The organism is Sagittula sp. SSi028 (genome assembly GCF_048553715.1).
GTDB lineage: Bacteria > Pseudomonadota > Alphaproteobacteria > Rhodobacterales > Rhodobacteraceae > Sagittula.
The window spans coordinates 159,800-173,151 of sequence record NZ_JBLZNC010000007.1 but is presented as its reverse complement, the minus strand read 5'-3'; the positions used below and the strand labels follow the sequence as shown (position 1 = coordinate 173,151).

Sequence of the window (13,352 nt, the reverse complement as noted above, 5' to 3'; positions counted from 1 at the left end):
ACGCACGCCGCACCTAAACCGGCAATCCACCGGACAGGATCGCGGCGCGGGTTCACGTCCGTTCGATCCGCGCGCCCAACGCGCCCATGAGCGATTCGAATATCGGGAAGGACGTGGCAATCGGTTGGCCATCATCCACGGACATCGGCTTGGTCGAGGCCATGCCAAGGATCAGGAAGGACATGGCAATGCGGTGATCCAGAAACGTCTGTGCGGTGAAGCCGCCGGGCACATTGCCATGACCCAAGCCGTGCACTGTCCACCAGTCCTCGCCCTCGTCAACCAGCAAACCTGCACCACGCAGGCCCCGCGCCATGGCGTCGATCCGGTCCGATTCCTTGACGCGCAATTCCTTGACGCCCGGCATATGGGTCTTGCCCTCGCCAAAGGCCGCAACAACCGACAGGATGGGGTATTCGTCAATCATCGAGGCGGCACGCTCTGCGGGCACTTCGATCCCTTTGAGGTCGGGCGAGAACCGCGCGCGCAGATCGGCCACAGGCTCGCCGCCTTCTTCGCGCATGTTTTCGAAAACCAGATCGGCCCCCATGTCCTGCAGCGTGAAGAACAGCCCCGCGCGGGTCGGGTTTAGTCCGATATTGGGGACCAGAACATCCGATCCTTCGGTGATCAAAGCCGCGCAGACCGGGAAAGCCGCTGATGACGGATCACGCGGCACGACAATGGTTTGCGGTTTGAACTCGGGGCGGCCCTGCAGCGTGATAACACGTCCTTCGGGGCTGTCCTCTGTCCGGATATTGGCACCGAAGCCCGCGAGCATCCGTTCGGAATGGTCGCGGGTTGCCTCGCGCTCAATCACGACGGTCTCGCCCGGCGCGTTCAGCCCCGCCAGCAGTACGGCGGATTTCACCTGTGCCGACGGCACAGGGGTGGTGTAGCGCACCGGCATCGGGTCACGTGCCCCCACGATGGTCATCGGCAAACGCCCCCCAGTGCGGCCATAGGCCTTTGCCCCAAACAGCGCCAAAGGATCTGTGACCCGCGCCATGGGACGTTTGTTCAGTGACGCATCGCCCGTAAATGTCGCAGTGATCGCAGAGGTCGCCATGGCCCCCATGATCAGGCGCACACCCGTGCCGGAGTTCCCGCAGTCGATGACATTTTCCGGCTCCAGAAAGCCGCCAACCCCCACGCCATGCACATGCCATGTGTCGTCACGCTTTTCGATCTGCGCGCCAAAGGCCTGCATCGCCTTGGCTGTGTCCAGAACATCCTGACCCTCCAACAGGCCGGTCACTTTGGTCTCGCCCACAGTCATCGCGCCAAGGATCAAGGACCGGTGCGAAATCGACTTATCGCCGGGCACGTGCGCCTCACCAGTCAGCGGACCGGAGCGGTGGGCAGTCATCGGAATCGGGTCACCATGGGCGGACATCGGGGCACTCCTGTCAAAACGTCGCTGCCTGATAGCGCGCACATCACCGCGCGTCCACCGCAACTGCACGGCGCGGGCGCGATGGGCTACGGAATACCTGACTTGAGCCGTTCGTACAGCGGTGGCAAACCAAGGGGCATTACAGATCGCGCGCCCTCGGCAATTTTTCCGCCGTTCATCGGGTCAAACCATTTCAAAGCTCGGAGATCGTCATGTTCGACATCCCGTTTCCAACCGATGTGCTCGCCGGCATCGGTGTCTTGGGTGCATGCGCCTATATAACGAATTACACCATGCTCGCGCTCCAGATTCATACCTCGGAAACCGCGCGATTTTACGCCCTGAACACACTCGCAGCCGCTTGCGTACTGACGTCCCTCGCAGCGCAGTTCAATCTGGCCACGGCTGTGTTGCAGACCTTCTACTTGTCGATCAGCGGCGCGGCGCTGGCCCTGCGCATGCATTCACGCCGCAGGCCACGGCACAAAGCACACCGGGACAATATCATCCCCTTGCCACGCCCACGAAGCCGACCCGAGCGCCGGTCTTACGTCCGTCGGAACGTCAGATAGTGCGGCACCCGCCCTTCGCGCAAGGCTTTTTGCTCATAGCGTGTGCTGGTCCAGTCCTCCCAAGGGATGCGCCAATCATCCGGCCCTTCGGCAAGCCATTCAAAGCCCGCCTTCGGCACCTCAAGCAATGTCTGCCGCACATAGTCGGGGATGTCCGTCGCGACGCGGAATTCGGCGCCAGACTTCAACGCCCGCGCCAAAGGAAGCAAATGTTCCTGTGTCACAAACCGCCGACGGTGATGCCGTTTTTTCGGCCAAGGGTCTGGGTACAGCAAAAATGCCTTGTCCAGACTTTGCGCCGGCAGCACATCGAAAAGGTTACGCACATCCCCCGGATGCACCCGGAGGTTTGTTACACCCGCCTTGCGGATCTTGCCTAGCAACATGGCCACGCCATTCATGAATGGCTCACATCCGATGATGCCCACGTCCGGGTAGCACGATGCCTGATGCACCAAATGCTCGCCCCCGCCGAAACCGATTTCCAGCCAGACCGGCTTGCCGCCGAACAATTCATCCAGATCCAGATCGACCCGCTCGGGGTTTACATCCCAATCCACCGCGCCGGGCGACAGCGCATCCAGATCTTCCTGCAGATATGTCTCTTGCGAGGCCTTCAGGGTCTTCCCCTTCACGCGGCCATAGAAATTGCGCCATGGCGCATCGGGGTGTTTGTTCGACGTGGTCATGCCCGCGCTTTACCGCGATGCGCGGCGCGGCTCAACATATCTCGCAGCACACAGGCAAAAAACGAAAGGCGCGCCATGATGCGGCGCGCCCTGGTTTTTCCTTGGATCAAATACCTAAAGGCTCAGACCGCGCCTTTCAGCGCCTCGGCCAGATCGGTGCGCTCCCAGCTAAAGCCGCCATCCGCCTCCGGCGCGCGACCAAAGTGGCCGTAGGCGGCGGTGCGGGCGTAGATCGGCTTGTTCAGATCCAGATGGGTCCGAATGCCGCGCGGCGTCAGATCGATCACCTTGGGGATCGCGCGCTCGATTGCGGCGGCGTCGACCTCGCCTGTGCCATGCGTGTCAACGTAGATCGACAGCGGCTTCGCCACGCCGATCGCGTAGGACAACTGGACCGTGGCGCGTTCTGCCATGCCGGCTGCGACAATGTTCTTGGCCAGATAGCGCGACACATAGGCCGCCGAGCGGTCCACCTTGGTCGGGTCTTTGCCGGAGAACGCACCGCCGCCATGCGGCGCAGCACCACCATAGGTGTCGACGATGATCTTGCGACCCGTCAGGCCCGCGTCGCCATCGGGGCCGCCGATGACAAAGACGCCCGTGGGGTTCACCCACCACTCTGTCTCGTCGGTGATCCAGCCCTCGGGCAGCACTTCGCGGATGTAGGGCTCCACAATGTCACGAATATCGGCAGAGCTCTGGCTCTCGCTTTCGTGCTGGGTCGACAAAACGATGGAGGTGACGCCAACGGGTTTGCCGCCCTCATAGCGCACCGACAGCTGCGATTTCGCATCGGGACGCAGCGTGGGTTCGGTGCCGTCTTTGCGCACCTCGGCCAAACGCTTCAGGATGGCGTGGGAGAACTGGATCGGCGCGGGCATCATCGCGTCGGTTTCATTGGTGGCATAGCCGAACATGATACCCTGATCGCCTGCGCCCTCATCGCCGCGTGCGCCGGTCACACCCTGCGCGATATGCGCGGACTGCTCGTGCAGCAGGTTTGTGACTTCGCAGGTCGCGTGGTGGAACTTGTCCTGCTCGTAGCCGATGTCCTTGATGCAGTCGCGGGCAATCTGGTCGATCTTGCCCATGTATTCGGACAATTTGGCCTGATCGGTCAGGCCCACTTCGCCGCCGATAACCACGCGGTTTGTCGTCGCAAAGGTTTCGCAGGCGACGCGCGCCAGCGGGTCCTCTGCCAGCAAGGCATCCAGCACCGCATCGGAAATGCGGTCGCAAACCTTGTCGGGGTGACCTTCTGAAACGGATTCAGAGGTAAAAACGTAGTTCTGTCGGGACATGGGGGTGCTCCATTGGGGTTTGCCGTCACGCCAGGAAGCCGTTGTGACGGAGGTGTCGCCCGTTTTCGGGCATTGAATGGCGTTACGCCAAGCGGCCTTGGCGGTCAATCTTCTTTTGCGAAACGCTCTATGCGCACTTGGCGCAACAATAGCCCCCCGAGGAAGAAAAGCAGCACAAGAACAGGCAGATCGCCGGTGCGGCTGTAAAGCGTCACCCGCAGTGGCGGGGGCAGCCGCGCATCGACAAAGCCCGCCTCGTTCAGCGGGATCTGAGCCAGAACGCGCCCTGCCCCGTCAATCATCGCAGAGACGCCGGTGTTGGCGGCGCGCAGCATCGGCAGCCCCTGTTCGATCGCCCGAATACGCGCCTGTGACAGATGCTGGTAGGGGCCGGAATAGTCGCCAAACCACGCATCATTTGTGATCTGCAGCAGCATGTCGGGACGCGCAGGCGCCGCGTGCACATCCTGTGGAAAGACCGCCTCGTAGCAGATCAGCGGCAGCGCCTTGCCCAAGGCCCCCAGATCCAGCAGCTCCGGCCCTGTGCCGGGGGTGTAGCCCCCTTCGGCGCGTGCGGCCAAACCTGCAATGTTGAACCGCGTGAACAGGGCCCGCGCAGGCATGTATTCGCCAAACGGCACAAGATGGTGCTTGTCGTAGATCTGCTGCAGCCGCCCGCCCGGCCCCATGACGGCCAGAGTGTTGTACCAATCGCCCATGTCCTCGCGCTGCAGCCCGACGACGACCTGCGCATCGCCTGCCCGTTGGCTCAACTCGCCCAAGGCGTCGCCCGCCTGATGCAACAGCATCGGCAGCGCCGTTTCCGGCCAGACCACCAGATCGGGCGCGGGGGCGCCCTCGGACCGCGCGGAGGTATAGTCCATCTGGCGGCGGTAGTAGACCGGCACCATGTCGCGCTGCCACTTCAGATGCTGCGGCGCATTGGGCTGGACCAGCCGCACCACCGGTCGCCCGGATGTGTCCTGCAGCGCAGGCACCAGTGCCTGCCCGCCCCCCAGCAAGACCAGAACGACCGTGGCCCCCAACACGGCGGGCAGGCCAAAGGCACCTCCCCCCCGCCGGGCGGGCAGGCTCATGGCCAGAAAGGCCGCCGCCGCAAGTGTCAGGAACGTCAGCCCGTAAGGCCCCACCACGGACACCCATTGGATCGCGGACACGGGCGCCCAAAGATACCCGATCAGCCCCCATGGAAAGCCGGTCAGGATGTAGCCACGTGCAAGTTCTGCCGCGGTCCATGTAAGGACCAAGGCACCAACCCGTCGGCGCGGCATCTGCGCAGCCCCCCAAAAGGCAAGCGCCCAGAACAACGCCAGCCCACCGGCCAGCCCCAGCAAACCAAAGGGGGCCATCCAGCCGGTTGCGGCGGCATCTACGAAAAACGGCTCGACGATCCAGCCCATGGACAGGCCGAAATAGCCAAGCCCCACCATCCAGCCGGTGCCGACGCTGCGCAGACCCGAAGGTGAGATGCGAAACAGCCAGACGCTGGCCACCAGACCGGCAAAGCCCAGATACCAGACCTCCCACGGGGCCGCAGCGGCACCCATGGCCAGACCGGCCAGCAAAGCCAGCGGCAAACGCGCCCAAGACGACAGGGCGAAGACGCCCGACTGTGTCATGGGCTCAGCTTGCGTCGCTGGCTGTGTCACGGGCGGGCTCCGTCGACGACGCCGCCTGCACACGTGCGGCGGCCAAAGCCGTGCCCGGCACGCGAACGCGCAGCCGCTTGATCCGCCGGGGATCGGCATCCACCACCTCTAGGTCGATGCCCGCAGGATGGCGCACCACTTCGCCGCGCGCAGGCACGCGGCCGGCCAGCATAAAGACCAGCCCGCCCAATGTGTCGATCTCTTCCTCGTCGATCTCGTCGTGCTGGGTCAGATCAATGCCAAGCTCGCCTTCGAATTCGTCCAGCTGCGTCTTGGCCAAGGCCAGCCAGCATCCGGCACGTTCCTTGACCCAGGTGTCCGCGTCTTCGGTGTCGTGCTCGTCCTCGATCTCGCCGATGACCTGTTCAATCAGATCTTCGATGGTGACCAGCCCGTCGGTGCCGCCGTATTCGTCGATCACCAGCGCCATATGCCGCCGCTCTGTCTGCATCTTGGTCAACAAGATCCCGATCGGCATGGAGGGCGGCACATACAACAAAGGCCGCAGCATGCTGCGCAGATCAAAGACGTCATTGTCGCAATTGAACCCGTAGGCCAGTGCGAAATCCTTCAGGTGGGCCATGCCGACCGGTGTGTCGAGCGTGTTTTCATACACCGGCAGACGGGTCAGACCGCTGCGGCGGAACACCTGTACAAGATCATCCTTGGAAATCGTGTCGGGCACGGCGATGATATCCGCCTTGGGGGTCGACACGTCCTCGACCCGCATGCGCCGCAGGTTCAACAGCCCCAAAGAAGGCGTCGTTGTCCGCGTTTCCCACGTGGGTGGCATATCCACTTCGACGTCCTCGGTGGCCGTGGCCCGCCCGAACAGACGCCGCAGGAATCCCCCCTGCCCGTTTACAAGACCATCATCGTGGCCGTTAACCTCTGTCAGCGCGCTCTGCGCCGCATTAGACGAATCGTCGTTGTCGCCCATCAATCCATACCAGTCACGAGCCATTTGGCCCTTCAATCTCCCTATATGGGTCACTTAGACCGAGATTGCCAAGTATCTCGACCTCTAACCCCTCCATAAGCGTGGCATCCGCATCACGGATATGGTCATAGCCCAGAAGATGTAACACCCCGTGAACGATCAAATGGGTGATATGATCGGCCATGGGCTTGCCTTGTTCGGCGGCTTCCCGCTCAAAGGTCTCGAAGGCCAGCGCCAGATCGCCCAGATGATGCGGTTCCCCCTCGAAATCGGGTTCAGGGGCAAAAGGTTGGCCGCCGGCATCCTCGGCGGCAAGATCCTCTGACGGCCATGACAGCACGTTCGTCGGTTGGGGTTTGCCCCGGAAATCCGCATTCAGCGTGGCGATGCGGTTGTCGTCGCAGCCCATCACCGCGATTTCAAAGGGGTCCGTCAGCCCCAGATGGGACAGGGTGGCCGTCGCGGCACGTTCTGCAAGCGCCGCAAGGCCCACGGCCTCCCAGCGGTCATCTTCGATGATGGTATCGGTTAACACGTCTGCTCCCATAGGCGGTGGTTCCGGCCTGATCCGCCCCCTGGCGATCAGGCCGGAACCTCAGGCCTCGGCGTCCTTTTCGTAGGCTTCGATGATCGCGGCGACCAACGGGTGCCGCACCACATCCTTGCCGGTGAAATAGTTGAACGAAATGCCCGGCACGTGATCGAGCAGCCGTTCCGCATCCGCAAGCCCCGAGGGCACGCCCCGCGGCAGGTCAATCTGCGTGCGGTCGCCGGTGATCACCATACGAGACCCCTCGCCCAGACGGGTCAGGAACATCTTCATCTGCATGGTGGTCGCGTTCTGCGCCTCGTCCAGAACGACAAAGGCATTGGACAGCGTGCGCCCGCGCATAAAGGCCAGCGGCGCGATCTCGATGGTCTTTTCCTCGCGCATTTTCGCCTGCTGTTTGCCCGGCAGGAAGTCATTCAGCGCATCCAGCAAGGGCTGCATGTAGGGGTCGACCTTTTCCTCCTGCGTACCGGGCAAAAAGCCCAGCCGTTCGCCCGCCTCCACGGCGGGACGACACAGGATGATCTTGTCCACGGCACCGGTGATCAGCATGTTCACACCCACGGCCACCGCGAGATAGGTCTTACCCGTCCCCGCAGGACCGATGCCAAAGGCCATCTCGTTCTCGAACAAGGAGCGGACATAGGCCTTTTGCGCGTCGGTGCGCGGCTCGATCAGCTTTTTGCGGGTCTTGATCTCGACCTTGCCGCCGGTGAACATTTCAAGCTGTTCGTCAGGCTCTTCGTGGTCCTGCAGGCGGAATTCACGGTCGATGTCGGCGCGATTCACCTCGCGCCCGTTTTCCAATCGCTCATAAAGCGCCTGAAGCACCTCGCGCGCATGGGCGACAGTGTCTTCGGGACCATGCACGGCAAGCTGGTTGCCACGGCGCAGAATCTGCACCCCTGTGCGGGCCTCTATGTCTGTCAGGTTGCGGTCGAACTCGCCACAGAGGTCGATCAGCAAACGGTTGTCGGGAAATTCCAAGATGGCTTCGGTCAAAAGGCCAGTGGTCAATACGCTCTCCTGCGCCGTGCTGCAAAGACCGGTGGGGCCTTCGCTCCCTACTCAGATAGGGTGACGGTTTGGCAGATGCAACGCAAGGGTGATGCTGCATTTGTCATCGGATCGACACGCATTTGCGCATAAAAAAGACGGCGACCCGATAGGGGCAGCCGTCCTTGAACCTTGTGGCCCATTCAGATCAGAGCGGATCGCCGATGATGCTGGTGGAGCCTTGTTTGAAATCGCCCACAGCGACTGTCGGCGGTGCGACACCGGAACACACCGGCTTGCCGAATTTATCAAGCCGCTGGGACAGGTATCCCTCGACACCGTCGTCGATGATCCAGTGATCGCAGCCGTTCGGGTCAACCCAGATCCCGGCGCGCAGACCGGACAGATCGTCGGCGTCAATGCCGCGGTCCACCGATTTGTCGGGGCCGTATTCGCGGAGCCCTTCGCCGAATTCACAGCCCGCAACCATCACGCCCGCAGACAGCGCAAGGACAAGTTTCGCAAGTTTCATGATCCTGTCCCCTTACTGAAAGCAGATGATTTCGACGCGACGGTTTTTCGCCATGCCGGTTGTGGTCGCATTGGAGGCCACGGGCATGCGTTCACCAAAACCGCGAATGTCGGTGATGTTTGCGCCGACCGAGCGCGCCACTTTGGCCACGGCCAAAGCACGGTTGTAGGACAGCTTCATGTTGTATTCGTCGCTGGCGCGGCTGTCGGTGTGACCTGCGATCACATAGCCAACCGCCGTTGCCGACTGAAAGAATTCAGCGATACGGGCGCGACCGGCCTTGGAAATCCGGTAGCTGTCGGTGGCAAAGAACTGGTCGGTGTTCATCACGCCGCAGGTGTTGGCGCGGTGACATTTCGGAATGCCTTTGCGGTCGACGTGGGGGCTCATATAGCCCTCGACACCATCGTCCATGACCCAGTGTTCACAACCGTCGGGATCAACCCAAATGCCGGGAATATACTGTTCACCCGTAACAGTGCGGGTGTTCTGTGTAGAAATGAATGCGTTATTATACTCGGCCCCTGCCGCAGCTGCCGGTGTGGCAACTGTCAAACATGCGAGAGCTGTCAGCGCAACCGCGCCGAGGGCCTTGGTGATGCGTGTCGCCACAGCCTCTGTCCCTTAAACTGGTGTTTCCCCCATGCAGCGGCCCAATGGCAGCGGACCGTGCAAACTTACTATAAACAACAGTTTAAGGATTCCATTCGTTAAGGGAAGGAGAAATCCACAGTCTTTGTACCGTTTTCGGAAACAGTTCCCACTAGATGTAGTGTTTATTCCCGTTGAACGCGATTTTCTTTGGCAACAAAGGCTTCTCTGCCACTGTTAAGACGGCAGAAGAACACCTTTGAGGCTGTTCGGACCACTGGATTCGATTCGCACGGCGCGCAGATCGCCCGCGCTGATGCCCTCCGCCTGTACGTGGACCGCGTGCAGGTATTCGGATTTCCCGACCATCTGGCCCGGAAGCCTGCCGCTTTTCTCGAACAACACATGCACGTCACGCCCGACCATCGCGTCCTGCAAGGCGCGCTGTTGCTTGACCAACAAGGCCTGCAAGCGCTGCAAACGGTCGTCTTTCTCATCCTCGGGAACCTGCGGGCGCTCTGCTGCCGGTGTGCCGGGGCGCTCGGAATACTTGAACGAAAACGCCGAGCCGTATTCCACCGCTGTCACCAGATCCATCGTGGCCTGAAAATCCTCTTCGGTCTCTTCGGGGAAGCCCACGATAAAGTCGCCAGACATATGCAGGTCGGGGCGCGCCGCGCGCAGACGTTCGATCAGCTTCAGGTATTCTTCGGCGGTGTGCTGGCGGTTCATGCGCTTGAGGATCTTGTCAGACCCCGCCTGCACCGGCAGATGCAGATAGGGCATCAGCTTTTCGCATTCGCCATGCGCGGCGATCAGATCGTCATCCATGTCGTTGGGATGCGACGTGGTAAAACGGATGCGCTTGAGCTCGTCGATCTTGGACAATTCGCGGATCAACCCAGCGAGGCCGCGATCATGCCCGTGGTAGGCGTTGACGTTCTGACCCAGCAGGGTGATTTCGCGCACGCCGCGCTCCACCAGATCCTGCGCTTCGCGCACAACACGCTCGGCAGGGCGGGACACTTCGGCACCGCGCGTGTAGGGGACAACGCAAAAGGCGCAGAACTTGTCGCAGCCTTCCTGCACCGTCAGGAATGCAGTCGGACCACGCTTTGCCTTGGGACGCCCCTTGAGGTGTTCGAACTTGTCCTCTTCGGGGAAATCCGTGTCCAGCGCCTTGGCCCCGTTGTGGGTACGGGCGGTCAGCTGCGGCAGCTTGTGATAGCTCTGCGGCCCGACGACCAGATCGACCATCGGCTGACGGCGCATGATCTCTGCCCCCTCGGCCTGGGCCACACAGCCCGCGACGCCGATTTTCAGTTCGGGCTTATCCGCCTTCAATCCCTTGTAGCGGCCAAGTTCCGAATACACTTTCTCTGCCGCTTTCTCGCGGATGTGGCAGGTGTTCAACAGGATCATGTCCGCATCATTGGGGCTGTCGGTGGTGACATAGCCCTCGCCGCCCATGGCTTCGGCCATGCGCTCGCTGTCATAGACGTTCATCTGGCAGCCATAGGTCTTGATGTAGAGCTTCTTGGCGGTCATCACACGACTCCGATCGGGGGAACAAGGGCGGGCAATAGCGCAAAACCTACCCCGCTTGCAATGGGCGGCGTTTTGATCGATTCTTTACCAAAGCCGCAGAAGAAACGGGCCGATGCAGTACAACAGCTTACAAGACTTCCTCAAGACCGGCCGCGACGCCTTGGCCAAAGGGCCCATCGCCCTGATCTTTGCCGAGGACGAGATCGAACTGGCCACCACCCTGCGGCATCATCGCCACTGCGGGTTCAAGCAGGTTTTGTGCTTTGTGAACGACCGCTACGATATGCCCGGCGATCTGGTGGGCAAGGTTATCCGCATCACATATGACCCCACCGCCGACGGCGCGGTGCCGCGGGCTGTCGATGCGATCAGCGCCGCCGCCGTCGGGCAGTGGATGTTCTACTGCTACAACGCCGAATATCTGTTCTATCCGTTCTGCGAGACGCGCTCTATCGGGGAGATGCTCAGCTACCACACCGAAGAGCGGCGAGATGCGATGCTGACCTATGTCGTGGACCTGTATGCCAGCAATCTGGACACCACACCCACGGCGGTTGATCTGGACGACGCGCATCTTGACCGGTCGGGCTACTATGCGCTGGCGCGCACGGACCCCGAAAACGACAACCATCCCAAAGACCGCCAGCTTGATTTCTACGGCGGCCTGCGCTGGCGGTACGAGGAACACATCCCCCCCGAACGGCGCAAGATCGACCGTATCTCGCTGTTCCGCGCCAAAGCGGGCCTGCAGCTGCGCGACGATCACACGTTCTCGGACGAGGAATACAACACCTTCGCCTGTCCGTGGCACAACAACCTGACGGCGGCTGTGGCGTCGTTCCGCACGGCGAAGGCGCTAAAGCGCAATCCGGGCTCCACCTTTGATATTCGCACCTTTCACTGGCACAATTCCGTGCCGTTTGAATGGCACTCGCGCCAGTTGCTGGATCTTGGTCTGATGGAACCCGGCCAGTGGTTCTAGGCGGTCGCGCGCGGGATCAGTCCAGATCTTCAGTTACGATCCGGTCGGCGGCAACATCGAGCTTCGCAAGCTCTTGCGGGATGGCATCGACCATCGCGTCCGGTCCGCAGACGTAAATCATGCCGCTTGTCACATCGACGTGAGATTTCAGGAACTCGGCATCAATTCGGCCGCGCGCCAGATCGCTGTCGTCTTGATCCGTGACCGTATACACCACCTTGAGGCCCGGCATCGCGTCGAAATCCTCGCGCAGGATGATGTCCTTTTCAGTCTGGTTGGAGAACACCAAGGTGTTGCCGGACAGCGAACCGGTCTGCTGCAGTTTCTGGCGCAGGACCGCGATAAAGGGCGTCACCCCCGCCCCACCGGCGACAAAGACACCGTCGCCCTTATCCTCGATCGCGCCCCAAGGGTCATCCACCAGCACCTGATCGCCCGGCTTCAACCCGGCAATCTGCTCGGTGACGCCGTCATGATCCGGATAGGATTTGATAACAAATTGCAGCGTGTCCTCGGAGGGCAGGCTGGTGAAGGTAAAGGGGCGCTTTTCATCGCGCCAGCCATCGCGGTCCAGCGCCATGTCCGTGGCTTGGCCCGGCGTGAAATCGAAACCGTCCGGCTTGTCGAACACCAGATGATAGGTGTCATGGGTCACGGGTGAAATCGATTGCAGCGTCAGCGTATGGGTCATCAAAGCTCTCCTTTGATCACTCAACGCAGCCTGCGCGCAGGCGTTCCGCCTAGATCAACAGCCCGTAGGTGCAGATGGCGCCGTGGCCGTCCGACCGCGCCACCAAAGCATCACCGCGAAACCGCGCGTGCACGTAGCGCGGGCCGGCCGCCCCGTCCCCGTAAGCGTTGCTGACGCAGGATTCGTCGTAGTTTTGCGGGTTGCGTTCAAATCCCGCCTCGGTGCCGAAGGCCAGATCTGCCTCTGCCCGCGATGCGCCAAGCGCCAGCCGTTGCGCCACACCATCGTCACGCGGCGCTTGCACCGACGGCGTCGTGGCCATGCAGCCGGACAGACAGAACGCCCCGATCATCATTGAATGTGCCCGCATGCTGTGTCCCTTTGCCCGCTTACGGGTCATCGGTAACACGCGACCCCTTGCAGGGCCAAGGGTTTAGCCGTCTTGCCCCAACCTGCGCACGGTGACGCGGCTTTCCGGCATGGCGCTGACTTTGGGGCGGGTGTCTGCAGCGCCGGTGTCTGTCTTGATCCATGTGGGCCCCGACGGCGCGGGTTCGGGATCACCACCGGCATCTGGTGCAGCGGCCACGGCCTGTTGCGGGCGGCGCGCCTCAAGCTCGGTTTTGATCACGTCCAGAATGGCGGTCTGAAACTCGGCCCGCGCTGCGCGCCCCTGTTCGGTAAAGATCATCGCCGCAGAGGCAGACAGGCTGACCAGCATGATCCCCAAGCGCAGTTTCCAGCCGAAACGGGCTGCGCGATTGCGCCGCTCGGTGCGTTTGGCATCGCGCGGATTGGGCACATTGGACGGCTTCGTTGCGGCGCTGCCGTCTGACATGATCGAGCGTTGCAGTTGTTGATCCGGCGTCATCATCCTGTCCCCTGAAGGTGCCC

Annotated in this window: 15 protein-coding genes and 1 riboswitch; of the genes, 2 read left to right on the top strand and 13 right to left on the bottom strand. The window is 61.7% G+C overall.

All coding sequences use genetic code 11. The annotated features are described in order from the left end of the window. Window positions 1-52 precede the first annotated feature (52 nt). A complete protein-coding gene (gene aroA, locus ACN5AZ_RS14665; protein WP_419429635.1) occupies window positions 53-1,396 on the bottom strand; it encodes a 3-phosphoshikimate 1-carboxyvinyltransferase in 1,344 nt (447 codons plus the stop codon). Between the two features lie 212 nt (window positions 1,397-1,608). Between aroA and ACN5AZ_RS14660 the strand changes: the two genes are divergently transcribed. Continuing rightward, complete coding sequence (locus ACN5AZ_RS14660) at window positions 1,609-1,968, top strand: CBU_0592 family membrane protein (protein ID WP_419429634.1); 360 nt, start codon at window positions 1,609-1,611, stop codon at window positions 1,966-1,968. Here the strand turns inward: ACN5AZ_RS14660 and trmB are convergent. The 9 genes from trmB to miaB form a co-directional block, all read right to left on the bottom strand. After that, complete coding sequence (gene trmB / locus ACN5AZ_RS14655) at window positions 1,944-2,657, bottom strand: tRNA (guanine(46)-N(7))-methyltransferase TrmB (RefSeq protein WP_419429633.1); 714 nt, start codon at window positions 2,655-2,657, stop codon at window positions 1,944-1,946. The two genes, ACN5AZ_RS14660 and trmB, sit on opposite strands and share 25 nt — an antisense overlap. A gap of 122 nt (window positions 2,658-2,779) precedes the next feature. Continuing rightward, window positions 2,780-3,958, bottom strand: coding sequence for a methionine adenosyltransferase (gene metK / locus ACN5AZ_RS14650; protein WP_419429632.1), 1,179 nt, complete (start codon window positions 3,956-3,958; stop codon window positions 2,780-2,782). A gap of 5 nt (window positions 3,959-3,963) precedes the next feature. Further along, window positions 3,964-4,011, bottom strand: a riboswitch (SAM-SAH riboswitch). 51 nt (window positions 4,012-4,062) lie between these two features. After that, entirely contained in the window at window positions 4,063-5,628 is a 1,566-nt protein-coding gene (gene lnt / locus ACN5AZ_RS14645) for an apolipoprotein N-acyltransferase (RefSeq protein WP_419429631.1), read from the bottom strand. Beyond that, entirely contained in the window at window positions 5,603-6,568 is a 966-nt protein-coding gene (locus ACN5AZ_RS14640; RefSeq protein ID WP_419429691.1) for a hemolysin family protein, read from the bottom strand. The genes lnt and ACN5AZ_RS14640 overlap by 26 nt, the downstream gene beginning before the upstream one ends. A 13-nt stretch (window positions 6,569-6,581) precedes the next feature. Continuing rightward, window positions 6,582-7,103, bottom strand: coding sequence for an rRNA maturation RNase YbeY (gene ybeY, locus ACN5AZ_RS14635; protein WP_419429630.1), 522 nt, complete (start codon window positions 7,101-7,103; stop codon window positions 6,582-6,584). A gap of 60 nt (window positions 7,104-7,163) precedes the next feature. Beyond that, entirely contained in the window at window positions 7,164-8,135 is a 972-nt protein-coding gene (locus ACN5AZ_RS14630; protein ID WP_419429629.1) for a PhoH family protein, read from the bottom strand. Between the two features lie 187 nt (window positions 8,136-8,322). Next, window positions 8,323-8,646 (bottom strand): hypothetical protein, encoded by a 324-nt coding sequence (locus ACN5AZ_RS14625; RefSeq protein ID WP_419429628.1) that lies wholly within the window; start codon window positions 8,644-8,646, stop codon window positions 8,323-8,325. Window positions 8,647-8,658: 12 nt separating this feature from the next. Beyond that, window positions 8,659-9,258 carry an OmpA family protein gene (locus ACN5AZ_RS14620; RefSeq protein ID WP_419429627.1) on the bottom strand — a complete coding sequence of 200 codons (600 nt, stop codon included), beginning with the start codon at window positions 9,256-9,258 and terminating at the stop codon, window positions 8,659-8,661. A gap of 216 nt (window positions 9,259-9,474) precedes the next feature. Beyond that, window positions 9,475-10,788, bottom strand: a complete 1,314-nt coding sequence (gene miaB / locus ACN5AZ_RS14615; protein ID WP_419429626.1) for a tRNA (N6-isopentenyl adenosine(37)-C2)-methylthiotransferase MiaB — start codon at window positions 10,786-10,788, stop codon at window positions 9,475-9,477. 109 nt (window positions 10,789-10,897) lie between these two features. Between miaB and ACN5AZ_RS14610 the strand changes: the two genes are divergently transcribed. Further along, the gene (locus ACN5AZ_RS14610; protein ID WP_419429625.1) at window positions 10,898-11,767 is read left to right on the top strand and encodes a glycosyltransferase family 2 protein; all 870 of its coding nucleotides are present in this window, start codon (window positions 10,898-10,900) and stop codon (window positions 11,765-11,767) included. A gap of 16 nt (window positions 11,768-11,783) precedes the next feature. On the opposite strand, the gene ACN5AZ_RS14605 is transcribed toward ACN5AZ_RS14610, so the two are convergent. The 3 genes from ACN5AZ_RS14605 to ACN5AZ_RS14595 all read right to left on the bottom strand — a co-directional run bounded on the left by ACN5AZ_RS14605 (window position 11,784) and on the right by ACN5AZ_RS14595 (window position 13,329). Continuing rightward, a complete protein-coding gene (locus ACN5AZ_RS14605; RefSeq protein WP_419429624.1) occupies window positions 11,784-12,458 on the bottom strand; it encodes an FAD-binding oxidoreductase in 675 nt (224 codons plus the stop codon). 49 nt (window positions 12,459-12,507) lie between these two features. Further along, entirely contained in the window at window positions 12,508-12,828 is a 321-nt protein-coding gene (locus ACN5AZ_RS14600) for a hypothetical protein (RefSeq protein ID WP_419429623.1), read from the bottom strand. A 63-nt stretch (window positions 12,829-12,891) separates the two neighbouring features. Beyond that, a complete protein-coding gene (locus tag ACN5AZ_RS14595) occupies window positions 12,892-13,329 on the bottom strand; it encodes a hypothetical protein (protein ID WP_419429622.1) in 438 nt (145 codons plus the stop codon). Window positions 13,330-13,352: the final 23 nt, after the last annotated feature.